Origin of the sequence: Providencia sp. PROV175 (assembly GCF_032707045.1) — a bacterium.
GTDB lineage: Bacteria > Pseudomonadota > Gammaproteobacteria > Enterobacterales > Enterobacteriaceae > Providencia > Providencia hangzhouensis.
Window position 1 is genome coordinate 519,296 of record NZ_CP120533.1, and the last position, 25,748, is coordinate 545,043.

The following is a 25,748-nucleotide window of genomic DNA, read 5'->3' on the forward strand; positions in this document are numbered from 1 at the left end:
GTTGTGGCTTTTTTTATATCAATATGAAATAGGTTATAAGGATAGACATTAATGTAACTAATTTTTAATCTGAATAGCGTGATAATCACCCTCACCACATCTATCAATGTGAAATAATTTCAAGTACAAGTAGTTGCTCGATGTAGCGGCTTAGGTAATATCTAAGGTTATCACAGCATCATAATAACGTAATCACTACCTCTGGCTGTATCTATTCCAGTGTGTCGTAACAAGGATAACGAATGAAATTAGAAACATTATCGATTCACGCCGGTTGCTCTCCTGACCCTACCACTAAGTCCGTTGCCGTGCCAATCTACCAAACCACCTCTTATGCTTTTGATGACACTCAGCACGGTGCCGACCTCTTCGATTTAAAAGTTGCGGGTAATATTTACACGCGAATTATGAACCCAACGAATGATGTTCTAGAGCAACGAGTAGCTGCGCTTGAAGGTGGTGTCGCTGGCTTGGCCGTTGCTTCTGGTATGGCAGCAATTACTTATGCGATCCAAACCATCGCACAAGCAGGGGACAACATTGTTTCTGTTGCTAAATTGTATGGTGGAACTTATAACTTATTAGCTCATGCTCTACCGCGCTTAGGCATTGAAACACGTTTTGCGGAGCATGATGACTTAGCAGCACTTGAAGCGCTGATTGATAACAAGACTCGAGCCATATTCTGCGAGTCAATTTCAAACCCGGCTGGCTTTATTGTTGACATTGCGGCACTGGCTGAAGTTGCGCACCGCCATGGCGTGCCTTTGATTGTCGATAATACCGTGGCAACCCCTTATTTATGCCGTCCATTTGAACATGGGGCGGATATTGTGGTTCATTCATTGACCAAATATATCGGTGGGCATGGAACATCACTTGGCGGAATGGTTATTGATTCAGGTAAGTTCCCATGGACAGATTACCCAGACCGTTTTTCATTATTGATAGAACCAGATGTGGCTTATCATGGCGTAAGTTATACCGAACATTTTGGCGCAGCGGCCTTTATTGCGCGTTGCCGAGTTGCACCATTGCGCGGAACGGGGGCTGCATTATCACCGTTTAACGCATTCTTGATTTTACAAGGTTTAGAAACCCTCGCGCTCAGAATGGATAGACATACCGAAAATGCGCTAAAAGTGGCGAACTACCTCGAAAATCATCCACAAGTAGAGTGGGTGAAATATGCAGGTCTACCGAGTAACCCTGAACATGGTCTGGCGCAAAAGTATATGAATGGCAAGCCAGCAAGTATTATGTCGTTTGGTATTAAAGGTGGCCAAGAAGCTGGGGCGCGCTTTATTGATGCTTTGAAACTGATTGTGCGGTTGGTGAATATTGGTGATGCTAAATCACTTGCCTGCCACCCTGCATCAACGACACATCGTCAGCTTAATGATGCAGAGTTAGCGCAGGCAGGAGTTTCTCGGGATATGATCCGCTTATCAATTGGCATAGAACATATTGATGATATTCTAGCAGACCTTGAACAGGCGTTAGCTGCTGCCAAATAGTTTTACTTTGTATGAATAATAACCGGTTATGGTGAATGCCCTGACCGGTTTTTGTTTATAAGCTGCCGTACACTTTTTTGTATTAATGATTAATATTAAGAACGAATTAAATTTTCACCTTATTTTTAAAGACTGAACTATTTTTTATATATTCAGTCTTAATCTGCAATCCTTATCTTTTTTATCGATAAAATGGAGTTTCTATTTATTAATTGTTTATATACAGCGATATTTATACCAATCAACTTTTGACTTGTTTAAATGGGGTTTAATTGGCATAACGATAATAGCTACATAAAAGAGTGTGTTTGTTCAAACGAAATAAAATTATTAAATATCAATAAAAAGAATGGTTGAGATGAGATGATTATGGCAAACAATAGAATTGCCTACCTAAAATGGTGTCTGTTATTTGGTTTTGTTCTAGTAACCTATTTTTTACCGTTAAACGGTAGGTTATTGTGGCAACCGGATGAACTACGGTATGCAGAAATTAGTCGGGAATTGATTATTAGTTATAATTGGAGCGTTCCTGAGCTTTTAGATATCCGTTATTTTGAGAAACCTATTTTTGGTTATTGGGTCGGGGCTATTTTCCAAATGTTATTTGGTGAAAATAACATTTCGGTTCGCCTTGGCGTAGTATTTAGCACATTAGTCAGTGGGCTATTTGTTTATCTCAGTGCCAAAATGGCTTGGAAAAACTCACGGCTCGCTTTCAATGCCGTGTTTATTTACCTTTCCATGTTGATGGTTTTTACTATCGGCACCTACAATATTCTTGACCCCATCGTGACAGCCTTTATCACTATGGTGATTTTCTTTTTCCAATGGGGGTTAACGACAAAATACTTCTCTCATAAATTACTCGCTTTCATCATGATGGGAGTCGCCTGTGGGTTAGGGGTATTAACAAAAGGTTTTCTCGTTTTAGTGCTGCCAGTACTTGTTTGTTCCGTTGCCGCTATTTACTTTAAGCAATTCAAAGAAGTATTTGTTTTCTCGTTTGTTTCACTGTTCACTGCTTTTGTTGTGTGCTTACCTTGGGCTTTCGTTATTGCCAGTCGTGAACCTGATTTCTGGAATTATTTCTTCTGGGTTGAGCATATTCAACGTTTTATGGCAAATAATGCGCAAAATAAATCCCCATTTTGGTTTTATATTCCTATTTTGCTCGCCGCGGTATTACCTTGGCTAGGTTACCTTTTTGGTGCGCTGCGCCATGCATGGCAACAAAAAGGGTTACATATTTATTTTCTATTGTGGTTTATTGTGCCATTTGTTTTCTTCAGTATTACCAAAGGTAAATTACTGACCTATATTTTGCCTTGTATTGCACCTATTGCAGTTCTTATGGCTGCCTACATTGAAAAAATACTTGCTGAGAAAAAAACACGGCCTATCTGTTTGAATGCATTGATTAACACACTGATAGGTGGCGTTATTGCTGGGGGAATTATTGCTTCTGCTTATTACCCTAAACTGAGCGTGTTTCAGGCCGATGAAAGTGGAAAGTTATGGTTAGCCGCTGGCGCATTTATTTTTTGGTTATTGGTTGCGTTGCTTTCTTTCAAACAACGGTTTTGGTATTTAGCCGCAGTGTGTACGGTGGCAATTAGCTTAACGGTGGGGCATGTGATCCCATCGCGTATTGCCAGTAATAATACGCCACAAGAGGTGATTGCGAAGTATCATCACCAGTTAGCTGATAAATCTGTATTGTTAACCAATAATGTCGGGCTAGGCACCACATTGGCATGGGTACTTAAACGCAGTGATATTACGATGCTTCACCAAACTGGGGAATTAGGCTACGGGCTAAAATACCCAGATGCCGCTAATCGGTTTTATAGCTTAAAGCAGTTACCTGATTTATTAAAAAATTATCATTATAAAGATGTGGCGGTGGTCGTAGAAAATTCTCAGCGTGAATTGTTGGATGCATTACCGGGCAACCCAATTATTATTCGGGAAGGTAATCTTGTTTTAGCCTTTTATGAAGGCCAATAGGGACAGTACGTTAGGATATTCTTTGATAATAGCCGCCAAACCTAAAATGGTTTGGCGGCTATTCACATTAGCGCGTAGGCTTATTTAAAGTGCTCGAGTTCGACGCTGAATAGGATTTTTCCAGAGTTGCGGGGAGACCATGATAAATTAATAGCATGGCCATGCTATTGCTCATCGCATTCACTTCTACTTCGTTGACTGTACGGCTGTTACGTTGATGACGGCTAGTTAACGTATTTCTCATTGGGACGTCTCCTCAGTTTCTTTGATTAGGCGATTCGCTTCGGCAAGCTCATAGCGCCTTGGTGTTAGTGCGGTTGCACTGTGATTACGGGCTAGCAAGGTATAAATGGTTGGTAAAACAAACAGGGTAAATAATGTGCCAACTAACATACCAGTGACTATCACTAAGCCTAAGCCAAAGCGGCTATTTGCTCCTGCTCCAGTGGCGAATAGCAGAGGAACTAAGCCAATCACCATTGCTGCGGTTGTCATTAGTATTGGGCGTAAACGAATTTGTGCTGCTTTGAGAATGGCATGTCGTCTATCTAACCCTTCATTGGCTTGTAATTCATTGGCAAACTCAACCATCAATATTCCGTGTTTACTGATTAAGCCAATCAATGTGACTAAGCCGATTTGGGTGTAAATATTTAATGTTGCATAACCAAGTGCCAATGGAATTAACGCACCACAAATTGAAAGTGGGACAGTAATCAAGATAATCAATGGGTCGACTAAACTTTCATATTGTGCCGCTAAGACTAAGTAAATAATGATGAGCGCCGCCATAAAGGCAAAGGCGAGGGTGTTTCCTTCTTGTTTATATTGGCGCGAATCGGATTGCCAGTCATGGCTAAAACCTGCTGGTAGCTCATTGGCAATATTATCTAAATAAGCAACAGCTTGGCCTAATGTGACACCAGGAGCAGGTATTGCTTGGAAAATTGCCGCATTTTGCTGATTAAATTGCGTGAGTTTATTCGGTTCAACTTGGGTATTGATATCAACCACCGTTGACAGTGGGATCATAGTTCCCGCTTCCGATTTCACATAATGGCGTGAAAGGGCTTCCGGTGTTAAGCGTTGGCTACGAATACTTTGAGGGATCACATCATAAGAACGGCCATCCATCCCAAAGCGGTTAATATAGTTTTCCCCCACTAATAAGGTCAGTGATTCCCCGATATCTTGCATACGAATACCTAAGCTATTCGCTTTTGAACGGTTTATGCGGACTTCTACCACTGGGTTGTTGTAGTCGAGATCACTATCTACCACCATAAACAGACCGCTTTCACGTGCTTGTTGCTTGATCTCTTCCATGGTTTTATAGAGTACCGAATAATCTTGCGGACTTCTGAGAACCATTTGGATTGGCAAGCCACCCGTTGAACCTGGCAAGGCGGGTAACTGGAAAACGAAAATACTGTTCCCTTCGACATCACCGACGCGCCCTTGTAAGTCACCTTGGATCTCAGATGCGGCGCGGTCACGCTGCTCCCATGATGTCAAGTTAGTTCCCCCAAAGCTGGCGGAGGGGCCATCGGTTCCGTTAATAATCCAAGTACTTTCTGTTTCTGGCAACTCCATGAAAACATCATGTAATTTACGCGAAAAACGTTCTACATACTCGAGGTTAGCGTGTTGCGGAGATTTGATCGCCGTTAATACACTAGACTGGTCTTCCACAGGGGCTAATTCACGAGGAGCTGATTGATAAAGCAGTGGTAAGCTAATGAATACACCAACGGCAATAACACCTGTTAACCAACGGTTTTTCAAAGAGAAATTCAATACAATGGTATAGTAATGGGCTAAGGTAGAAAAGAAGGTTTCTGCCATACGTGCCATACGCCCTTCATTCTGTTTTGAGTTCAACATAAACGAGCTCATTACAGGGGAAAGGGTTAATGCCACAATACCCGAAACAATCACCGCCCCGGCTAACGTGAGTGCGAATTCTTTAAACAAAGCTCCCGTTAAACCTGACATCAGCCCTATTGGAGCATATACCGCTGCCAAGGTGATCGTCATCGCGATAACTGGGCCTGCCACTTCACGAGCACCAATTAAAGCCGCTAAAACTGGTGATTTCCCTTCTTCAATATGGCGATGGACGTTTTCGACCACAACGATAGCATCATCGACGACGAGACCAATTGCTAATACCATGGCCAGTAGCGTCAGTAAGTTAATACTAAACCCAAATGCCATCATGAGTGCGGCTGCACCTAACATAGATAGCGGAATAGCTAAAATTGGGATGATGACGCTGCGAATTGACCCTAAACACAGGTAAATAACCGCAATAACAATCAGTAGCGCCTCAACTAATGTGCTAATCACTTGGTCAATAGACGCTTTAATAAAGCGCGAAGTTTCAAATGCCATTTCCACCTTAACACCGGGTGGTAAGGTTTTGGTGATGTCAGGCATTAATTGATTCATGCCGTCAACGATTACCAAAGGGTTACCCGTTGGTGTGGCAAATAAACCAAGGTAAATAGCAGGCTCACCATTCATTAAACCACTGGTTTCTGTGGAAGCGGCTCCTAATTCAATGGTTCCCACATCTTTTAACCGTACTAATCCATTGCCGTCGTTGCGGATCACTAGATCACGAAACTCATCGACATTAGTGAGGTCGGTATTAACATAGACATTAGAAATCACGAACTCGCCTTTGACTTTACCGGGTGCCGCTTGGTAATTGTTTTGGCGAACTGCTTGTGCAACATCCGCAGCGGTTAGCCCTCGGCCAGCTAATTTATCGGCATCCAGCCATAAACGCATTGCTAATTGTTGGCCTCCGAAGACTTGAACTTTAGCGACACCATCAATTGAGGAATACATTGGTTCAATGACGCGAGAAATATAGTCTGTCAGGGCAGGAATGGATAAATTGGTGCTGGAAAAACCGATATAAGCAACCGCAGTAGATTCCCCAGAGGAAAGTTCAATCACAGGGTCATAAGCTTCTTTCGGTAATTTATAACGAACTTGGTTCACCTTCGCCATTACTTGTGCAAGGGCTTGAGTGGAGTCTCGGTTAAGTTCCATTCGTACGGTGACAAGGCTACTTCCTTGCACAGAGGAAGAAGACAGATAATCGACGCCTTCCACTGAGGAAACCGCTTGTGCGATGGGTTGTGTCACAAACCCTTGCATCAATTTAGCTGATGCGCCAGGGTATTGCGTAGTAATGGTGATCGTCGAGCTTTCAAGTTGTGGATATTGGCGAATAGGCAGTTTACTCAGCGCAAATAAACCAATTAATACAATCAGCGCACTGACCACGAGAGCCAGAACAGGTCGGCGAACAAAAATATCAGTAAATTTCATTACGCCTTCCTTATGAACCTTGAGCCGTATTAGTGACAGGTTCAGACAATGTATCTTGGGCAACAGGGGTGACAGCAGAGCCGTCGTTTAAGCGTAATTGCCCAGAAGTGACGACTTTATCGTTAGCACTTAAGCCGTGTTCTATTTCAATTTTGCCATCCCAACGTTGCCCCGTTTTTACGGACACCCGCTTGACGGTCATCGCATCCCCTTCACCTTGCGTAATAAATACGGTATCGCCATAGGCGGTATACGTAACAGCGGTTTCTGGGATTGTAATGACTTCATTACTGGCTTGGCGTACCACATTCACATTGGCGTACATCCCAGCTTTTAATGTGCCATCGCTATTTTCTAATGTGGCTTGCAGGGCGATAGTACGTGATTTACCAATGAGTGGGTCAATGGCCGTAATACGGGCTGGAAAAGTTTTATTGGGATAAGCATCAACTGTAATATCAACAATTTGGCCTTGATGCAGTTCCGGTGAGGCCTGTTCATCTAAGGAAAAGTTGAGCTTTAAGGTTTTGGTATCCACCAGGCTGGCAATGGCTTCCCCTGGGTTTAAATACTGTCCTTCATGGACTTGGCGAATACCTATCGTACCGTCGAATGGCGCTCGGATTGTCTTTTGCGCAATCAATGCTTGGGTTTGGCGGATCAGGCCATGGGCAATATCACGTTCAGCACGTGTACTGTCCACTTGAGCCTCTGCCACTAAATGTTGCGCAGATAATGAACGTGTTCTTTCATATAAGCGAGCCGCATTGCGCAACTGTGCTTGGTAACGTGATAAATCAGCTTGTTCAACGGCATCATTGAGTTGTACTAATAATTGGCCTTTTTTGACTTGCTGGCCAGATTCAAATGCAATTTTTGTTATACGGCCATTGGTTTCTGCCGCGACTAAGACTTGGCTGCCAGCTTCTAACTCACCTACACCGTAAAAAGTACGAGGCGCGGTATCTAAGCTAACAGGTGCCAATGCCACTTTCACGGGTGGATATTGGTATGCTGCTTGTTCGTCTTCTTCATTTTGCGCATAGGTCGAATAAATCGCGCTACCCGCCCCAACAGCGATCAAAACGGAACAAAGTGTCATTATTGTTTTTTTATTCATTAAATTTTCCTTCTATTTCTGCGTCTTTAACGCGAAATAAAGACCTCGAAAATGCCCTGCAATGGCGATAGCGATTAAGCCCCCAATAACAGCGATATGTTCAATTGTCCAAAACATGGCGATTTGAGCTTGTTCTCCCGTGTAGCTCCAAAAGGTGTGGACAACCACAATAGTGAGGAACAAAAACACGGCTAACGCGCCAGTTCCAAGCCATAAAAGACGGTTAAATAGCACAAGAACAGAGCCAATTAACATGACAGCAGCAGAAGCAATATTGAAAAACCAATCTGGGTGAAGACCTGCGGCACGCATTTCAGCCAGACTATTTTCATAATCAAAAACTTTGGCTAAACCAGATGAAATAAATAAAACCAAGACTAGTAAGCGAGCAATAACCCATAAGCTATTGCTTTCTAACATTTTGGTAATCACCGATGGCATAAACCTATCCCCTTTTAAAAAATAACCTCAATTGACAAACTAGCAGGGTGGCACTATAAAACCTTAAGTTAAGTTGAGGTCAAGCAAAGGTGAGCTAAAATGGCGGACAAAGACACAAAAACGATAAAACCTCAGAAGAACGAGGGGAAAAAAATTGATTTTACTCGGGCATTAACGGTGGGCGAAGTGGCAAAACGCTCGGGAGTGCCTGTTTCTACAGTCCATTTTTATGAATCAAAGGGGCTAATTCAAAGTACACGAACTCAAGGGAATCAGCGACGATTTCACTCTGTTGTACTTCGTTACATCGCCATTATTAAGGTTGCACAAAGTACGGGGATCCCACTACATGAAATTCAAGAGGCATTGGGGCGTTTTCCTGCAAATAGCGCGCTAACTTCGGAGCAATGGAAGGAGATGTCGACGCAATGGCGTAAATCTTTAGATAAGCGTATTCGGCAACTGACACGTTTACGTAATGAGTTGGATAACTGTATTGGTTGTGGTTGCTTATCACTCAGTGACTGTCCGCTGCGTAATCCTGATGATGTACTTGGTAGGAAAGGCCCTGGTGCCCGTATTTTAGAACGTCCATAATCTATTTTATTTATTTTTGCGATTAATCATACTTTTCATTATTTGGATAGCCACTGCCGAGAGTGGCTATTTGTCTAGTTATATCATCATCTTATTATTTAAATTACCGCACATAATGGATATTTCTTGCGCCCATCGGCTACCCCTTTTCAGCATATTTGCGTAACTATTCGTTATGTTAATTTTTTGTGAGCTCATTGTAACTAGATGAGAGAAAAAGAGGGTGACAAAGATGAAAGGCTTGAATAATAAGATTGCCATTGTGACTGGCGGAGCGACCAAAATTGGTGCAACCGTCGCGAAAGTATTGAGTGATTACGGTGTAAAAGTCACGATTTTTGATATTGATGCCGTGAATGGTGAAAAAGTCGCTCAAAGTGAGCCCAATATTGACTTTATTCCTGTTGATATCACAGATGACCAACAGCTTAAACAAGGTATTGACCGTGTTGCGCAGAAATATGGCCAACTCGATTTTTTAGTTAATCTGGCAGCCACTTATCTTGATGAAGGCCAGTTATCGACAAGGCAGGATTGGCTCACTGCGTTGAATATTAATGTAGTGAGTGCGGTGATGGCAGCGCAGTTTGCCAAAGCGCATTTCGTCAAGTCGGGTAAAGGTGCCATCGTCAACTTTACCAGCATTTCTTCTTCTGTCGCCCAAACAGGTCGTTGGCTCTACCCTGCATCTAAAGCCACCATGTTAGAGGTAACTCGCAGCCAAGCAATGGATTATGCGGCTGAAGGAATTCGTGTAAATTCCGTTTCCCCCGGGTGGACTTGGTCCCGAGTTATGGATGAAATCACAGGGGGAGACCGCCAAAAAACAGACCGTGTTGCTGCTGATTACCACTTATTAAAGCGCGTTGGTGACCCAGAAGAAGTCGCTCAAGTTGTCGCGTTCCTACTTTCTGATTTGGCCAGCTTTGTTACAGGTGCGGATTACGCTGTCGATGGCGGTTACTCCGCTATGGGGCCTGAACAGGCTAAACCGGCAATTCCCCGTCTTGCTGAATAAGACACCATTTTAACTATTTTGTAGAGGAAAATACTATGCGCCGTATTGCTATCGTCGGTGGTGGTCAAGCGGGTATGCCATTAGCTTTGGGTCTACTCAATAAAGGTTATGAAGTCACTGTTGCAACAAACCGCACTCCAGATGACGTTAAAAATGGCCGAGTGATGTCGAGCCAGTGCATGTTCGATATTTCACTGCAATTTGAACGCGATTTAGGTATTAATTTTTGGGAAGAACAGTGTCCGCCGGTTGAAGGAATTGGTTTTACGGTTCCTCATCCCGAAAAAGCGGGGGAAAAAGTCATTTCTTGGCGTTCACGTCTCGATAATTATGCCCAAGCTGTCGACCAACGTATCAAAATGCCTTACTGGATGGAGTTATTTGCAGCGCGTGGCGGTAATTTACGCATTGAAGATGTTGGTATTGCAGAACTGGAACGCTTAGCGCAAACACACGATTTAGTCGTATTAGCGGGTGGAAAAGGGGAAATTGTTAAACTGCTTGAGCGCGATGCCTCCCGCTCACCTTATGACAAACCACAACGGGCCTTGGCACTGACTTATGTGCATGGCATGTTACCAACGCCAGAGTATTCACAAGTTTCTTTCAACTTAATACCCGGTGTTGGTGAGTATTTTGTGTTCCCATCACTGACGAATAGTGGTGATTGCCATATTATGGTGTTTGAAGGGATCCCCGGTGGGCCTATGGATCAGTGGAATGAAGCGCGTACTCCACAGGAACATTTGGCTTACAGTAAAAAAATTCTCAATACCTATTTACCTTGGGAAGCAGAGCGTTGCCATCACGTTGAGTTAACTGATGAGAATGGCATTCTAGCCGGAAGATTTGCACCAACAGTGAGAAAACCGGTGTTAACTCTACCATCAGGCAACATTGTATTTGGTCTTGGCGATGCGTTAGTCACCAATGACCCACTAACGGGGCAAGGTTCAAATAATGCCACCAAGGCTTGTAAAGTCTATTATGACGCTATTTTAGCCCATGGTGACAAGCCTTACACTGCCGAGTGGATGAATGACACATTTGAGCAGTTCTGGAAGTATGGCCGCCATGTTGTGGAATGGACCAATTCCTTACTCGCCCCTCCTGAGCCCCATATTTTACACTTATTGGATGCAGCCCAGCAGTTGCCATCCTTAGCACATACCATCGCAAATGCCTTTAATTACCCGCCCGTATTATTCCCTTGGTGGAAAGATGAGGCTGCTTGTGAGGCGTATATTCAATCGCAAATGATGGAAGAAGCTCGAGCTTAATGGGAGATATCAGTATGTCTATGATTGCAGAGGATACACTCATGTGTGATAGGGAATGGGGCGATACCGAATTTGAATCAAAGATATTGCGTAATCTGTTGGGATGTTACCCAACAGGCGTGGCTATTGTTACCACCCGAACTGCAGATGGCCGTGATGTTGGGTTGACTATCAACTCGTTTGCATCGCTATCACTTGACCCACCGCTAGTGCTATGGAGCTTAGTGAACCATTCACCAAACTTATCCGTATTTCGTGATTGTGCTCATTTCACTATCAATATATTAGGTCACGGGCACCAAGAACTTGCAATGCGTTTTGCGAACCCGCGTATCGAAAATAAATTTGAAGATGTAGCAATTCACCTTACACCAGAAGGGATCCCTGCATTGCATGGTGCTATTGCCACATTGGTGTGCGAAAACCATAAGCAAGACACGATTGGTGACCACTTATTAATGGTGGGGCATGTTCGCCGTATCGGTAGTGAAGCGGGTAAACCGTTAGTGTTCCATGGCGGTAGTTTTACTGCATTACATGAAGCGCCTTAAGGAGGGAGTGACTATGAACCAGCAAATTTTAATGACATTCGCGACACAATTGCAGCAAGGGAACATCCAAGTTATCGACCTGACACAAACCTTATCGCCTTCATTTCCGGCACTGCAATTACCTGAACAATTTGGGCAAGTTTGGTCATTTAGCATGGAACAAATTTCTCGCTACGACGATAACGGCCCTGCATGGTATTGGAATAATTTTAGTTGCGGAGAACATACCGGCACGCATTTTGATGCACCAATTCACTGGATCAGTGGCAAAGACCAAATCAACAACACCGTTGATACTATTCCAGTGGAAAACTTTGTAGCGCCAGCCGTTGTGGTAGATGCCAGTGCGGAAGTGGCTCAAAACCCTGATTGGGTGTTAACTGTAGAGTTTTTGCAAAAATGGGAAGAAAAGCACGGCACAATTCCTAAAGCAGCTTGGGTACTTTTCAGAACGGATTGGTCGAAAAAGGCGAATGACCCGGTTGCCTATGTAAGTATGCGTGAAGATGGTGCACACACGCCCGGACCATCGCAAGAAGCGGTGGAATGGCTTATTCATCAGCGTGATGTCAAAGGGTTTGGTGTTGAAACCATCAATACAGATGCAGGGCAATCATACAGTTGGCCAGTACCTTACCCTTGCCATACTTTAATGCATGGTCACAATAAATATGGCCTGCAATGTTTAATGAACCTCGACAAACTGCCTGCGACAGGTGTCGTGATTGTTGCTGCGCCACTTAAAATTGAAGGTGGTTCTGGCAGCCCATTACGTGTACTCGCACTTGTGGGGTGAGGTATGACAGCAAGCTCAACTCCTCAAGTGATAGTCGTGGGCAGTGGAATGAATTCCTTGATGTGTGCAGCCTTGTTGGCAGTACGTGGAAAATCAGTCCTCGTTCTTGAGCGAAATGACCGCTTAGGGGGCTGTATCCGCACTGAGAATTTGTTTGAGGGCTATACCCATGATTTACTTTCTTGCTGGTACTCCTTATTTGTTGGTAGCCCTGGGTACCAAGAGCTCGAACCCTATTTAAAGCAGTATGGATTAGAATTTGCTCAATGTGATTATTCAACGGGGTTAGTGCAACCGGATGGTCAATCGATTGCGTTAAAACGGGATATTTCTGAAGCGGCTAAGCAACTCGACCAGTTGGCTCCGGGGGATGGCCTTGCATTTCGTAAGATGGCGGAACAGCTATTTACGCAAGATGCAGCGCTTACATTTGGCCTATTAGGGCAAAACCCATATAGCGCCAATATGCTGAAATTATTATTTTCAGAATGGCGAAAACGTGGAGTCGATGGCTTGCTTGATTTTGCAAAAGCAGGAATAGAAAGCTTTCGCCGTTGGTCAGAACGTGAATTACAGCACGACTTTAGCCGAGCTTTGATGGCGCCATGGGTATTACATACCGGACTTGGGCCGGATGAAGCCAGTTCTGCATTAATTGGGAAATTAACCTTTGCGGCGGTGGTGGCTGGCGGTATGCCAGTGGTGAAAGGCGGCAGTGCTCGTATCGTGGAGGCTTTTGCGAAGGTTATTGAAGCGCATGGTGGCCAGCTAAAAACGGGTATGAATGTTGAAAAAATCATCACTACAGGTGAGGGGAGAAATCAACGAGCAACAGGAGTGATGGCGAATGGGCAAATCATTGCTGCGTCTGAAAGCGTAGTTTGTAACGTTACCCCAACGCAGCTGTATGGGTCATTACTCGAAAATACTTCACTGCAAGTGAGGGAAAAAGCGAGAGGTTACCGTTATGGGCGTGCGGGTATGCAAATTCATTTTGCTTTAAGCGCCCCTCCCCCTTGGTGTAATCCTGAACTGTTAAATGTACCACTGGTTCATTTCACTGAAAGCATGGAGCAAGTGTGTTTATCGGTGACACAGGCAAATAATGGTTATTTACCAGATAAACCGACATTTGGTATTGGCCAACCTACCGCGCTCGATCCCAGTCGAGCCCCAGAAGGAGGGTGGATCTTATGGATCCAAATGCAAGAGTTGCCTCGAGTGTTAAAGGGGGATTCTGCTGGTGAAATTTCAGTACCGGATGACGGGGGTTGGGATGAGCAAGTGCGAGAGGCTGTTGCAGATCGAATTCAACAGCGTTTAGAGCTGGTAATGCCAGGCTTTTCTAATTTGATAGTGGGACGCAAGGCAATTTCTCCCGCCGACCTAGAAAATTATAACTGTAACCTTGTTGGTGGTGACCCTTATTCAGGAACTTGTTCACCTGATCAGTTCTTCTGGTTGCGGCCTTTTGCTGCGACTGGCCAGACGAAAACGCATCAAACCGCAGTCAAAAACCTTTTTCATATTGGCGCCTCAACCCACCCCGGTCCGGGTTTAGGTGGTGGTTCAGGTTACCTTGTTGCACAAAAATTAGCAGTCAAACGCAGGACATAATAAATCAGCAAAGGATTTGTGACTTAACAGGTAAAGCACACACAGTAAGCAACCCACTATGGCAGGAAACATGATGAAAAAAACAACAATCGGTAAGCTTGTAGCAGGTTCGTGTCTCAGCATACTTTCGTTTGGTGCGATTGCCACCGAAGGTGGCGGTTTAGGGGTATACCCCGATGGGCTAGAAAACTTTATGTCAGGTGCATTGCCACGGCAAGGGGTACATGTACTGGTGTATGGTGGAAATGCACATTATGACAGTATTCGCGATAACAAAGGCGATAAGATCCCTGTTCCGGGGTTTAGCGTCAATGTGAACGTACTCGCTCCTCGACTTATTTGGGTAACTGACCAAAAAGTCTTTGGTGGTGATCTGGCTTTTCATACGATTGTGCCACTATTGGATGTGACTGCAAAAGCGGCGGGGCAAAAAGATACCAGCCGCGGCCTCGGTGATATTACATTTGGCCCCGCATTAGGGTTTCATCCATCAGCCGATTTGCATTATGTGGTTGGGCTAGATGCGTATGCTCCAACAGGTAAATACAGCAAAACAGACCCATCAAGTTTAGGTAAGAATTATTGGGCGCTGCAACCAGTTTGGGCAATCAGTTATATTCCACCTGTTGGTGTAAATGCGGATTTGAAGATGATGTATGACTTTAACTTCCGCAATAACGATACGAAAACACGTTCAGGGCAAGCATTTCACGCTGATTATGCACTAGGTTGGGGGTTCGGCAATGGTTGGGTGGCAGGTATTGGGGGCTATGCATTTTGGCAAACGACAGATGATAGCGGATCAAATTCAGCTCAAGGAAAAGCTCGAGCCTATTCTATTGGGCCTTCAATTCGCTATGCTAACCCGCAAGGGTGGCTATTTACTGCTAAATGGGAAAAGGATTTTGAAGTCAGAAACCGTCCAGAAGGTTCCCAAATTTATTTGAAGGCATCGATACCTTTTTAAACACGTTTGTATATCAAAACCCCATATTGGTATTACATAACAATATGGGGGGGGGTATTTCTAAGAAAGTGATGATTGGGAATTTAGGCTTTTTTCATACTCTGACTTGGAGTTTCACCATAGCGTTGTTTGTAATCTGCACTAAAGCGACCCATATGGGCAAATCCCCAACGTAAAGCTACCCCAGTGACGCTAGTTGCTTCCCCTGAAAGGAGCTCTGCTCGAACACGTTCCATCCGTAAATCACGTAGATACTGCATTGGGCTGATATCTAAGAACTCTTTAAAACCAGCATATAAACTGCGTAAGCTGACGCCTGCAATATGAGCTAGCTGCTCAACAGTGATAGGTTCATGGGCGTGTGCTTCTAAATATTCTTGCACTCTGCGTACGTGACGAGGACGAATTGTTGACCTTCGCATGCCTGAGTCTTCGATATAATTATGGCCTTGGGTAGAAAGTAAAGTGACAGAAACCAATTGTTCAACTTGAGTCGTGATCAATTTATGTTGTAAGAGATCGGGCGCGCGAGTTGCGCATTCAATCAGGTAATTCATTAAAGTGCGCCATGCAATGCAAGATTGCCAAGCAAAACCCAACTCAAAAACTAACGGTTTATCTAAAGTATGCCCTAGTTGGCCTACTAAGGATCTTTCGAGTAAAGAACGGGAAATACGTAACATAAATTGATCGTTATCGCTATTCCAACGCATTATTGTTGATTCTTCAGGGCTAAGAAGTGAGGCCATCTGAGGAGTTGATTCAATACATTTTCCACCACTTTCGATGACTGCTGTACCTGATAGAGGCATTTGAACCAAAAAAAAGTCCTGTAGTTGCCCTGGAATAATGGAGACATCGGCACCATAGCGTAAGCGGCTTAGAGAAATATCCCCCATAGGAATATAGTGCATACGAGCATCAAGGCGTTGATGTGGATTAAGTAAGTTAAATTGATGTGGCTTCATGACTCGACCAACCATCGATTTAATCTCTTCAGGGTCAGCTGAGGTAAATAATAAACGCTCTGAAGAACAGAGCTGATTTTCAATCTGAGATGCAGATGAATGGGACCACGAGTTGCTCAACATCGGAGGTTCCTCCAAAATGATTTGCCAGCCCTGCTTTATAGAATAACCAAAATAGGGCCCGACTAATATTGCTTGTTATGTGTTTTTCTCAGTAAATTCAATTTATTATAATATTTTGCAATGACTTATTATATTAGGGAGGAATGCTTTCCATTTAAGTCAAATGAAGCCTTCCTTTTCGTTAACATTTTATTGACTATTTTTTAACTAGTCATGAGTTGAACATAACATAAACAAATTTTCTTACCTAGATAAAAACATGCAGAAACTATCCTGAAACTGCAAAAAAATAGAAACTATGCGGTTGTTGTGATAGCGATAACAATATAAAAAATAAAGTTATTTTTATTTCAATAACAGTAAAATATATATGATTTTTCATATTAAATTTTATGTTTACCTATCTTTTTCTTATTTAATTAATGTAATGCTCTAATTAATTATTTTATGGCGATGTTTTTTTCTGATTTGTTTGGTTTTGTGAGGCCTATTTTCTATTTAAACATGCTATTCAGTATTTTTTATTTATTTTATTGATCTTTTTTTTCTACGCTATTTGGCGGAAAAACTAATTTTCTAGTTGTTTTAACTCACTATTTGTCCCTTATCTGCAAGCCTTATCCACTCTCTGCATAAATCTAATTTACATGATTAATCATGGATTGACCTATTATTAACAAAAGATATACAAATAATAAACACAAAAAAGATAAAAACGTTCTGATGTTGATTGGTGAGGTTAAAATGGCTGAGCGATCGTTTGTACAAGAAGTTCAAAAATTACGGCAAGGGCAAGGTGAAACCTTCAGTGGTGAAGGGATCCTTGCTGTTACAAAAGCGCTATTAGAGTCGGGTGTATCTTATGTTGCGGGATATCAAGGTGCTCCTATCTCCCATTTGATGGATGTCCTTGCTGATGCACAAGATATTTTATCTGAATATGGTATTCGCTTTGAAAATAGCGCAAGTGAAGCAACTGCAGCGGCAACCTTAGCAGCCTCAGTTAATTATCCACTACGAGGAGCTGTGACTTTTAAAGCAACAGTGGGGACGAATGTCGCATCTGATGCTTTAGCTAACTTAGCTTCGGGTGGTGTGTTAGGTGGTGCTTTAATTATTGTTGGTGAAGACTATGGTGAGGGCTCTTCTATTATGCAAGAGCGTAGCCATGCTTTTGCGATGAAATCGCAGATGTGGTTGCTTGACCCTCGGCCCAATTTACCGTCTATCGTTCAAGCCGTGAAAGATGGTTTTGAGCTCTCTGAAGCCAGTAATACACCCGTTATGTTACAAATGCGTATTCGTTCTTGTCACGTTCACGGGCAATTTGTTTGCGCAGATAATCAGCGCCCTAAATTTACCGTCAAAGATGCGCTTGAGAACCCAACTCGAGACGTCAGTCGCATAGTATTACCCCCTGCTAGTTTCTTACATGAAAAAGAAAAAATTGAAGCTCGCTGGCCCGCTGCAATTAAATTTATTCAACAACATGAGTTAAATGAATTTTTTTCAGAAGACTCGGATGATGTTGGAATTGCGCTACAAGGCGGTTGTTACAACACGCTGATCCGCGCATTAAATCAGCTAGGGCTAGCGGATGTTTTTGGTAATAGCCAAATTCCTTTATATGTGATGAATGTGGCTTATCCATTGATTGACGATGAATTTGAACGCTTTTGTCGTCATAAAAAAGCCATTCTAGTTTTGGAAGAAGGCCAGCCAAATTTTGTTGAGCAAAATGTGGCGAATATTTTGCGTCAACGCAAGATTGATATTGCCCTACATGGTAAGGATATGCTGCCAATGGCGGGGGAATATAATACTGCAACAGTGCTTGCGGGTTTACGTTCGTTTTTTGAATGCTATGGAAAGATAGCTCCACAAGTCAAAGCGGCTGCAAAACAGATTCGTATTCCAACGATTAATATTGCCACTCAAAAATCTGAAGAATCTTTACCTGAATACGTGAATGCAGCAGAGCCAACATTAGATGAATCTGTCCATGCGCGCCCACCAGGGTTTTGCACAGGTTGCCCCGAAAGGCCTATTTTTACTGCGATGAAGTTGGTGGAGCGTGAATTAGGCGAACATCATGTGAGTGCGGATATCGGCTGTCATTTATTTTCTATTCTACCGCCCTTTAATTTGGGGAATACCACCATGGGCTATGGGCTAGGAGGCGCAGGGGCTGCAGCTTTGAATGCAAAGGCTGGGAAACGTGCGATTTCAGTGATGGGAGATGGTGGTTTCTGGCATAACGGTTTAACCAGTGGCATTGCCAATAGTGTTTTTAATCGCAGTGATAACTTAACTATTGTGGTTGATAACAGCTATACCTCTGCGACAGGTGGGCAAGATATTCTCTCGTCGACAGCGTTGAATCCAACCCGTAGTACTGGTCATGAAATTGAAAAAGCGGTGAAAGGGGTGGGTGTTAATTGGGTGAAAACCATTAAACACACTTATGACTTAAAAACCATGACAAATACGTTACGTGAAGCTTTAACAACCGATGAGCAAGGGCCCAAGGTTCTGATTGCACAAAGCGAATGCATGTTGAACAAACAACGCCGCGAAAAGAAAAAGGTGCGTAGTGATGTTGCCGCAGGCAAACGAGTGGTACGTGAGCGTTTTGGTGTTGACCCTGACACCTGTACGGGCGATCACTCTTGTATTCGTTTATCTGGTTGCCCGTCTTTATCAATTAAACCTAGCCAAGACCCACTAAGAACAGACCCGGTTGCAACAGTGATGGATAGCTGTGTCGGTTGTGGGCTATGTGGTGAAGTCTCTCACGCTGCTGTCTTGTGCCCTTCTTTTTTTAAAGCTCAAATTATTACTAACCCTAATGGCTGGGACAAATTGCGCCATCGTGTACGCGGTTGGTTTATTGGCTATTTACAGCGTCGTGACGCACGTCGTCGTGAACAATTTAGTTTCTAAGGGGGATGCATGAATTCTTTATCAACTGCATTACCATCAACAAAAGTCGCATTACAGCCGATTAAAATTGCCATTTTAGCCATGGGCGGCGAAGGCGGTGGAGTACTTGCCGACTGGGTTGTCAACCTAAGTGAAGAAAACGGTTATTTTGCTCAAACGACTTCAGTGCCTGGCGTGGCACAGCGCACGGGGGCAACAATTTATTATGTGGAATTATTCCCAGGTGCTGATAACCCACAAACGCCTTCTCCTGTATTAGCGCTTATGCCGATGCCCGGTGATGTTGATGTTGTTTTGGCCTCTGAATTAATGGAAGCAGGCAGAGCAGTACAGCGCGGCTTTGTTACCCCAGAGCGCACAACATTGATCAGTTCAACACACCGTGTTTACTCTATCGCGGAAAAATCAGCCATGGGTGATGGGCGAGTCGATAGCCAAGCATTAATTCGCCACACTGCGGCATCTGCGCGTCAGTTTATTCACTTTGATATGGCACAAGCAGCACAAGAAAGTGGCAGTGTGATTAGTGCTGTTTTATTTGGTGCGCTGTTTGGTTCCGGTGTTTTACCATTTAGCCGCGCACAATTTGAAGAAACGATTGTACGTGGGGGCGTTGGCGTAAAACCAAGTTTGCGAGCTTTTACATTAGGGGCAGAAAAAGCGACTAAACCCGAAGATGCATATCGGCCGGAGTCCACAAAGAACACCGTATATTCACCAAAAAATAAGCAGGTATCGCAACTATTAGCTCGTATCCAACATGAATTCTCTCCTCATGTGCAGTATCTCGTGACTGAAGGGACTCGCCGACTTATAGACTACCAAGACCCTGCCTATGCCACTTTATATTTGGATCGCCTCAATAACCTCTTTGCGCAAGATGGCGGGCAAGATGAGCGTTTGCAACGTGCGCTTGCGCGCCACTTAGCCCTTTGGATGTCCTATGAAGACACCATCCGAGTGGCTGACCTTAAAATTCGTGATAGCCGCTTTTCTCGCGTTCGCAATGAAGTACAGGCAAAAGATAATCAATTATTGGAGATCAATGAATTTATGCATCCAAGAATTGAAGAAATTTGCGAAACGCTTCCCAAAAATTTAGGTCGTTGGTTAATGCGTCCACATTGGTTACACAAAGCGCTTCGCAAAATGACCGAAAAGGGGCGCACGATCACTACCAGTTCTTTATTAGGTTTTTTACAGTTGTATCTATTAGCCGCATGGCGAAAAGGCCGACGTTCGACGTTACGTTATCAACTAGAAACGCAGCGCATTGAAAAGTGGTTAGCTGCTGTAATTAAAGCAGCGAAAGCTAACCCTGCACTTGCAACCGAAATTACCGAATGTCAACGCGTGGTTAAGGGGTATAGCGACACTCATGCGAGAGGGTTGCGTAATTTTAAAATCTTAATGGACATCGTTGCGCAGCAAGGGAACAAACTCGCCCCCATTAATTTACGTGAACTACGTGAAGCCGCATTGGCTGATGAACATGGGAAAGAATTGGAAAAATGCCGTCAACGTTTAGCGATGAATTAAGGATAACATCATGAGTTTACTGATATTTACTAAGCCACATAAAATTCATTTTTCGGAGTGTGACCCTGCAGGGATTGTGTTTTACCCCCAGTATTTCGTGATGTTTAACAATTTACTTGAACGTTGGGTTGATGAATTAGTCCCTCAAGGCTTTGCGGGTTACATCATGGAACAACGCTTTGGCTTGCCGACAGTACACCTAGAAGCGGAGTTCAAGGCCATTAGCAAAATGGGGGATAACGTGATGTTAGAGCTACATGTACAGCGTATTGGTCGCAAGTCTCTGACGTTACATCAACGCTGTGTCGGTGTTGATGGAGTACTGCGCATGCAAGTGACGCAAACTTATGTCACGACGTCATTAGAAACGCATCAAGCCATCCCCATTCCAGACGCCTTGTATCAGGCATTAACCGCTCAGCAACCAGTGTAAGTAAAGGAGAAGCTCCATGAATATTGTGTGTATTGGCGGTGGTCCCGCAGGGCTTTATTTCGGGTTGCTGATGAAACTACAGAACCCAAAGAACCGTGTAGTGGTGGTGGAACGTAATCGTCCTTATGACACTTTTGGCTGGGGAGTGGTATTTTCTGATGCCACGCTCAGTAATTTGCGCCAAGCGGACCCAGTTTCTGCCAAAACGATTTCTGCAGAATTTAGTCACTGGGATGATATCGATGTGCACTTTAAAGGTGTATGTAACCGCAGCGGTGGTCATGGGTTTATCGGCATTGGGCGTAAAAAATTACTCAATATATTACAAGACCGTTGTGTGGAATTGGGGGTGGAGCTGGTATTCGAAACCCAAGTAACGGATGACCAAGCGATTGCTCGTGAGTACCAAGCTGATTTGCTTATCGCTTCTGATGGCATTAATAGTACGGTGCGTACGCGTTATGAAAACGTATTTAAACCAGATATTGACCCACGTCGTTGCCGTTTTGTTTGGCTAGGTACAAAGAAGATTTTTGACGCCTTTACCTTCTTATTCGCCAAAAATGAGCATGGATGGTTTCAAGTTCATGCCTACCAATTTCAAGAAGGGTTATCGACCTTTATTGTGGAGACGACGGAAGAAACTTGGCTTAAAGCCGGTATTGACCAAATGTCTCAAGAGGATGGCATCGCTTATTGTGAAAAACTATTTGCGCCATGGCTTGATGGTGAAAAACTGATTGCTAACGCAGCGCATTTACGTGGTGCCGCAATTTGGATCCGCTTCCCTCGGGTCATTTGTGGAAATTGGGTGCATTGGACGCAGCCCACACAAGGTAAAGACGTTCCCGTAGTATTGATGGGAGATGCCGCTCATACCGCCCATTTCTCTATTGGCTCTGGAACTAAATTAGCACTAGAAGATGCTATCGAGCTGTGTGAAAGCTTGAAAACTTCAGGGGGTGATTTACGTAAAGGGCTTGAGCATTACCAGAAGGTTCGCAGTGTCGAAGTTCTGAAAATTCAGAATGCGGCACGCAATTCGACAGAATGGTTTGAAAATGTCTGTCGTTATGAAAATTTAGCTCCAGAGCAATTTGCCTACTCTCTCTTAACGCGTTCACAGCGTATATCTCATGAAAATTTGCGAGTGCGTGATGCTGTATGGTTGGAAAACTATGAGCAGTGGTTTGCGGAACAAACAGGTGTGACTTCAAAGGCAAAAGTGCCCCCTATGCTGACACCTTATCATGTACGAGGTATCACTCTTAATAACCGCGTGGTCGCGTCACCAACATTGTTGTATTGCGCTAATCAGGGTATACCCGATGATTTTCATTTGGTACACCTGGGAAGCCGCGCATTAGGCGGTGTGGGTCTAGTGATGACTGAAATGACGGCGATAGCTCCCGATGCCCGTGTGACAAAAGGCTGTGTCGGTATTTGGAATGACGAGCAAGTTACTGCTTGGCAACGTGTGACTGATTTTATTCATCAAAAAACGGATGCCAAAATTGGCATTCAATTAGGCCATGCAGGGCGTCGTGGTTCAACTCAGCGAGGGTGGGAGAAAGAAAATCACCCAATGGATGCAGATAACTGGCCGTTAGTTTCTGCTTCAGCGTTGCCTTATTTACCGAATATCTCACAAACTCCGGTAGAGCTATCCGAGGCACAAATGACTACGGTGATTGACCAATTTGTTGCTGCAGCAAAACGAGCAGAAACGGCTGGTTTTGACTGGCTTGAACTGCAAGCCGGGCACGGTTATCTACTGTCGAGCTTTATTTCTCCATTAACTAATCAGCGTACAGATAACTACGGTGGAACGTTAGAAAATCGCTTACGTTTTCCGTTAGCCATCATTAGTGCTGTGCGTCAGGTGTGGTCAAAACCTTTGAGTGTACGTATTTCATCGACGGATTGGGTGGATGGCGGGACTACGGTTGATGACGCGGTGGAAATTGGCCGTGCAATGAAGCAAGCGGGCGCAGATATGATTGACTGCTCTTCAGGTGAAGTGTCACCGCAACAGCAACCGGTCTATGGTCGGATGTACCAAACACCAATGGCAGACCGTATTCGTAATGAAGCTGGAATACCGGTTATTGCCGTAGGTGCTATTACTGATGCTGACCAAGTCAACAGCATTATTGCCGCTGGGCGGGCGGATTTATGTGCTTTATCTCGGCCATTACTTTCTGACCCTGCATGGGTCTTACATGAATGTGCGCGTTATGGGTGGGAAACTCGTTGGCCGGCACCGTATGAATATGGGCGTCAGCAACTCGTTCAATCCTTGAAGTCGCGTTAAAGGCTTTGGCAAACAAAGAGGAAAATAGCATGAGTACACACTCCCATGACCAATACCGAGAAAATGTGGCAGGGCGTGCCGATGTGGCAGATACCCCTGAGCTAGTGGCGTATTACCAAGAACTAGATGCGTTGAAGACAGGTGCATTATGGACGGTCGCAAACAAGATTGAACCGTGGCAACCCAAATCAAGCTCAGTTCCTGTGTTGTGGCGCTACCGTGATTTACGCGAACATGTGTTGCGCTCAGTTGAACTGGTGACCCCAGAAAAAGCGGGGCGTCGCGTGATCTATCTGAATAATCCCGGCCGCCAAGAAGTGGCTGCTGCAGTAGGTTGGCTATACTCAGGTTTACAAGTCATGCATCCGGGAGAAGCCGCTTCGGCTCATGCCCACTCATCCTCAGCATTGCGTTTTATTATGGAAGGGCGTGGGGCATATACCATTGTCGAAGGGCAAAAAATGATGCTAGAAGCCAACGACTTTGTACTGACGCCGAATGGGACATGGCATGAACACGGCGTTGCGGAAGATGGTTTACCTTGTATCTGGCAAGATGGATTGGATATCCCGTTAGTCAATGCCATGGAAGCTGGATTTTACAAAGTGCATCCTGACTTACATCAAGCACAAACACGACCTATCGATTACCCCGTTGGTATGTGGGGAGGAACCGCATTACGTCCTCACGATATCGGCTGGGATAAACCTTATTCACCATTATTTAAATACCAATGGGGGCCAACCTACGAGGCGTTGTGCCGTGCAGCGAAGGCAGCGGATGGCTCAGTATTTGATGATGTTTTGATGCACTACACTAACCCGCTCACAGGAGGACCTGTGATGCCAACCATTGGAGCGAGTATGCAATTACTGCGTCCGGGCTTTGTTGGTAAAGCTCATCGCCATACGGGAAGTTTTATTTATCAAGTAGCGAAAGGGCAAGGGTACTCCGTGATCAATGGGCAACGCTTTGATTGGCAAGAGCGTGATATTTTCTGTGTGCCATCGTGGATGTTCCATGAACATGTGAATACCTCACAAACCGAAGATGCTTGTTTGTTTTGCTTTAATGATTTACCCGTAATGCACTCTTTGGGGCTCTATTATGAAGAGGCTCTAGTAGAAAATGACGGTCACCAGAAAGTCGTTACCTAGGTGAGTATTATATTTCTTATTGATTAATATAAATAATTTTATTATTCCAATTTACGTGAAGAAGTGAGTGAGGCAATCACCTCATTCAAGGAGAAAGAAAATGCGCTTAATAACTTATCGTTCTGATGTGACCGCGGCAGCCCGTTTAGGAGCAGTTGTTAATCAACAAGTAGTGGATTTAGCCCTTCTGGCACAAGAGCAAGGGCTGTACTTGCCTGATAATATGTTGGACTTTATCGATTTAGGCCCACAAGGTGTGCGTGTTGGTACAGAACTTCTGAATACATATCAAGGGCAATTCCCAGCAGGGACTGCGTGGCCTGTACAAAATGTGAAAATTTTGGCGCCGATACCTCGCCCACGTAAAAATATTTTTGGTATTGGCTTAAACTATGTTGAACACGTGGCGGAATCCAGCCGTACATTAGACACCTCAAAAGATCTTCCAAAACAACCCGTTATCTTTTCTAAGCCCCCAACCACAGTGATTGGGCCGGGAGATGCCATTGAACATAACGCCAAAATTACCCAACAATTAGACTGGGAAGTGGAGTTGGCGGTGATTATTGGCACTCGTGCGAAAAGTGTCGCGGCAAAAGATGCTCTTAATTATGTGTTTGGCTACAGCTTGATGATTGATATGAGTGCGCGTGATTGCCGCCGTGCTGGGCAATGGATTTATTCTAAAGGGCAAGATACCTATGCACCATTTGGGCCATGCATTGTCACTGCTGATGAGATTCCAGATCCCCATACCTTAGATTTAAGCTTGAAGGTGAATGGTGTAACCAAACAATCCTCAAATACACGCCACATGCTATTTAATGTGAATACATTGATTGAAGATATTAGCCAAGGGATCACATTAGAACCAGGTGACATTATTGCAACAGGCACTCCTGAAGGGGTAGGGGCGGGAAGAACACCTCAAGAATGGGTCTGGCCGGGGGATGTGATTGAAGCATATGTTGAGAATATTGGTGAATTGCGCCATCCAGTTGTCGCCGTTTAA

The 25,748-nt window shown here is 44.1% G+C and carries 20 protein-coding genes; 15 read left to right on the top strand and 5 right to left on the bottom strand.

Annotated elements, in window-relative coordinates; genetic code table 11:
• The first annotated feature begins 242 nt into the window (after positions 1-242).
• Positions 243-1,517: a bifunctional O-acetylhomoserine aminocarboxypropyltransferase/cysteine synthase gene (locus P3L44_RS02230; protein ID WP_272661986.1), complete on the top strand. Its 1,275-nt coding sequence runs from the start codon at positions 243-245 to the stop codon at positions 1,515-1,517.
• A gap of 363 nt (positions 1,518-1,880) precedes the next feature.
• Positions 1,881-3,527: a lipid IV(A) 4-amino-4-deoxy-L-arabinosyltransferase gene (arnT, locus tag P3L44_RS02235; RefSeq protein ID WP_316928259.1), complete on the top strand. Its 1,647-nt coding sequence runs from the start codon at positions 1,881-1,883 to the stop codon at positions 3,525-3,527.
• A 67-nt stretch (positions 3,528-3,594) separates the two neighbouring features.
• Here the strand turns inward: arnT and P3L44_RS02240 are convergent, their stop codons facing one another.
• The 4 genes from P3L44_RS02240 to P3L44_RS02255 are packed head-to-tail and all read right to left on the bottom strand — an operon-like array spanning position 3,595 to position 8,433.
• Positions 3,595-3,771: a hypothetical protein gene (locus P3L44_RS02240; protein ID WP_180359543.1), complete on the bottom strand. Its 177-nt coding sequence runs from the start codon at positions 3,769-3,771 to the stop codon at positions 3,595-3,597.
• Positions 3,768-6,872: a MexW/MexI family multidrug efflux RND transporter permease subunit gene (locus tag P3L44_RS02245; protein ID WP_004261131.1), complete on the bottom strand. Its 3,105-nt coding sequence runs from the start codon at positions 6,870-6,872 to the stop codon at positions 3,768-3,770. The genes P3L44_RS02240 and P3L44_RS02245 overlap by 4 nt, the downstream gene beginning before the upstream one ends.
• Before the next feature lie 10 nt (positions 6,873-6,882).
• Positions 6,883-7,992, bottom strand: coding sequence for an efflux RND transporter periplasmic adaptor subunit (locus P3L44_RS02250; RefSeq protein WP_140172599.1), 1,110 nt, complete (start codon positions 7,990-7,992; stop codon positions 6,883-6,885).
• 12 nt (positions 7,993-8,004) lie between these two features.
• Positions 8,005-8,433: a DoxX family protein gene (locus tag P3L44_RS02255; protein ID WP_272661984.1), complete on the bottom strand. Its 429-nt coding sequence runs from the start codon at positions 8,431-8,433 to the stop codon at positions 8,005-8,007.
• A gap of 99 nt (positions 8,434-8,532) precedes the next feature.
• Here P3L44_RS02255 and soxR point away from each other — a divergent pair, with 99 nt between their 5' ends.
• The 7 genes from soxR (at position 8,533) to P3L44_RS02290 (ending at position 15,259) form a co-directional block, all read left to right on the top strand.
• Complete coding sequence (soxR, locus tag P3L44_RS02260) at positions 8,533-9,030, top strand: redox-sensitive transcriptional activator SoxR (RefSeq protein WP_004261125.1); 498 nt, start codon at positions 8,533-8,535, stop codon at positions 9,028-9,030.
• Positions 9,031-9,262: 232 nt separating this feature from the next.
• Positions 9,263-10,048 carry an SDR family oxidoreductase gene (locus tag P3L44_RS02265; RefSeq protein ID WP_125892958.1) on the top strand — a complete coding sequence of 262 codons (786 nt, stop codon included), beginning with the start codon at positions 9,263-9,265 and terminating at the stop codon, positions 10,046-10,048.
• 35 nt (positions 10,049-10,083) lie between these two features.
• The gene (locus P3L44_RS02270; RefSeq protein ID WP_272661983.1) at positions 10,084-11,328 is read left to right on the top strand and encodes a styrene monooxygenase/indole monooxygenase family protein; all 1,245 of its coding nucleotides are present in this window, start codon (positions 10,084-10,086) and stop codon (positions 11,326-11,328) included.
• Positions 11,329-11,342: 14 nt separating this feature from the next.
• Positions 11,343-11,879, top strand: a complete 537-nt coding sequence (locus tag P3L44_RS02275) for a flavin reductase family protein (RefSeq protein WP_227528888.1) — start codon at positions 11,343-11,345, stop codon at positions 11,877-11,879.
• Between the two features lie 13 nt (positions 11,880-11,892).
• Positions 11,893-12,675 carry a cyclase family protein gene (locus tag P3L44_RS02280; protein WP_140172601.1) on the top strand — a complete coding sequence of 261 codons (783 nt, stop codon included), beginning with the start codon at positions 11,893-11,895 and terminating at the stop codon, positions 12,673-12,675.
• 3 nt (positions 12,676-12,678) lie between these two features.
• Complete coding sequence (locus P3L44_RS02285; RefSeq protein WP_096864573.1) at positions 12,679-14,292, top strand: phytoene desaturase family protein; 1,614 nt, start codon at positions 12,679-12,681, stop codon at positions 14,290-14,292.
• Between the two features lie 73 nt (positions 14,293-14,365).
• Positions 14,366-15,259: a transporter gene (locus P3L44_RS02290; RefSeq protein ID WP_233618411.1), complete on the top strand. Its 894-nt coding sequence runs from the start codon at positions 14,366-14,368 to the stop codon at positions 15,257-15,259.
• Positions 15,260-15,342: 83 nt separating this feature from the next.
• On the opposite strand, the gene P3L44_RS02295 is transcribed toward P3L44_RS02290, so the two are convergent.
• Positions 15,343-16,350: an AraC family transcriptional regulator gene (locus P3L44_RS02295; protein ID WP_036958341.1), complete on the bottom strand. Its 1,008-nt coding sequence runs from the start codon at positions 16,348-16,350 to the stop codon at positions 15,343-15,345.
• A 744-nt stretch (positions 16,351-17,094) separates the two neighbouring features.
• On the opposite strand from P3L44_RS02295, the gene P3L44_RS02300 reads away from it, so the two are divergent.
• The 6 genes from P3L44_RS02300 to P3L44_RS02325 all read left to right on the top strand — a co-directional run bounded on the left by P3L44_RS02300 (position 17,095) and on the right by P3L44_RS02325 (position 25,748).
• Positions 17,095-19,293: an indolepyruvate ferredoxin oxidoreductase subunit alpha gene (locus P3L44_RS02300; protein ID WP_094961459.1), complete on the top strand. Its 2,199-nt coding sequence runs from the start codon at positions 17,095-17,097 to the stop codon at positions 19,291-19,293.
• Between the two features lie 9 nt (positions 19,294-19,302).
• Positions 19,303-20,832 (top strand): indolepyruvate oxidoreductase subunit beta family protein, encoded by a 1,530-nt coding sequence (locus P3L44_RS02305; RefSeq protein ID WP_140172604.1) that lies wholly within the window; start codon positions 19,303-19,305, stop codon positions 20,830-20,832.
• A 10-nt stretch (positions 20,833-20,842) separates the two neighbouring features.
• Positions 20,843-21,265, top strand: coding sequence for an acyl-CoA thioesterase (locus tag P3L44_RS02310; protein ID WP_094961443.1), 423 nt, complete (start codon positions 20,843-20,845; stop codon positions 21,263-21,265).
• Between the two features lie 16 nt (positions 21,266-21,281).
• Positions 21,282-23,579, top strand: coding sequence for a bifunctional salicylyl-CoA 5-hydroxylase/oxidoreductase (locus P3L44_RS02315; RefSeq protein WP_272661982.1), 2,298 nt, complete (start codon positions 21,282-21,284; stop codon positions 23,577-23,579).
• A 29-nt stretch (positions 23,580-23,608) separates the two neighbouring features.
• Positions 23,609-24,736, top strand: coding sequence for a cupin domain-containing protein (locus P3L44_RS02320; RefSeq protein ID WP_004261095.1), 1,128 nt, complete (start codon positions 23,609-23,611; stop codon positions 24,734-24,736).
• Between the two features lie 100 nt (positions 24,737-24,836).
• Positions 24,837-25,748, top strand: a complete 912-nt coding sequence (locus P3L44_RS02325; RefSeq protein ID WP_140172606.1) for a fumarylacetoacetate hydrolase family protein — start codon at positions 24,837-24,839, stop codon at positions 25,746-25,748.

Coding starts and splice junctions, on each gene's coding strand:
- P3L44_RS02280 (WP_140172601.1), top strand. CDS start 11,893: ATGAACCAGCAAATTTTAATGACATTCGCGACACAATTGCAGCAAGGG.
- P3L44_RS02310 (WP_094961443.1), top strand. CDS start 20,843: ATGAGTTTACTGATATTTACTAAGCCACATAAAATTCATTTTTCGGAG.
- soxR (WP_004261125.1), top strand. CDS start 8,533: ATGGCGGACAAAGACACAAAAACGATAAAACCTCAGAAGAACGAGGGG.
- P3L44_RS02265 (WP_125892958.1), top strand. CDS start 9,263: ATGAAAGGCTTGAATAATAAGATTGCCATTGTGACTGGCGGAGCGACC.
- P3L44_RS02325 (WP_140172606.1), top strand. CDS start 24,837: ATGCGCTTAATAACTTATCGTTCTGATGTGACCGCGGCAGCCCGTTTA.
- P3L44_RS02240 (WP_180359543.1), bottom strand. CDS start 3,771: ATGAGAAATACGTTAACTAGCCGTCATCAACGTAACAGCCGTACAGTC.
- P3L44_RS02270 (WP_272661983.1), top strand. CDS start 10,084: ATGCGCCGTATTGCTATCGTCGGTGGTGGTCAAGCGGGTATGCCATTA.
- P3L44_RS02255 (WP_272661984.1), bottom strand. CDS start 8,433: ATGCCATCGGTGATTACCAAAATGTTAGAAAGCAATAGCTTATGGGTT.
- P3L44_RS02305 (WP_140172604.1), top strand. CDS start 19,303: ATGAATTCTTTATCAACTGCATTACCATCAACAAAAGTCGCATTACAG.
- P3L44_RS02320 (WP_004261095.1), top strand. CDS start 23,609: ATGAGTACACACTCCCATGACCAATACCGAGAAAATGTGGCAGGGCGT.
- P3L44_RS02315 (WP_272661982.1), top strand. CDS start 21,282: ATGAATATTGTGTGTATTGGCGGTGGTCCCGCAGGGCTTTATTTCGGG.
- P3L44_RS02290 (WP_233618411.1), top strand. CDS start 14,366: ATGAAAAAAACAACAATCGGTAAGCTTGTAGCAGGTTCGTGTCTCAGC.
- P3L44_RS02275 (WP_227528888.1), top strand. CDS start 11,343: ATGTCTATGATTGCAGAGGATACACTCATGTGTGATAGGGAATGGGGC.
- P3L44_RS02285 (WP_096864573.1), top strand. CDS start 12,679: ATGACAGCAAGCTCAACTCCTCAAGTGATAGTCGTGGGCAGTGGAATG.
- P3L44_RS02250 (WP_140172599.1), bottom strand. CDS start 7,992: ATGAATAAAAAAACAATAATGACACTTTGTTCCGTTTTGATCGCTGTT.
- P3L44_RS02245 (WP_004261131.1), bottom strand. CDS start 6,872: ATGAAATTTACTGATATTTTTGTTCGCCGACCTGTTCTGGCTCTCGTG.
- P3L44_RS02295 (WP_036958341.1), bottom strand. CDS start 16,350: ATGTTGAGCAACTCGTGGTCCCATTCATCTGCATCTCAGATTGAAAAT.
- arnT (WP_316928259.1), top strand. CDS start 1,881: ATGATTATGGCAAACAATAGAATTGCCTACCTAAAATGGTGTCTGTTA.
- P3L44_RS02300 (WP_094961459.1), top strand. CDS start 17,095: ATGGCTGAGCGATCGTTTGTACAAGAAGTTCAAAAATTACGGCAAGGG.
- P3L44_RS02230 (WP_272661986.1), top strand. CDS start 243: ATGAAATTAGAAACATTATCGATTCACGCCGGTTGCTCTCCTGACCCT.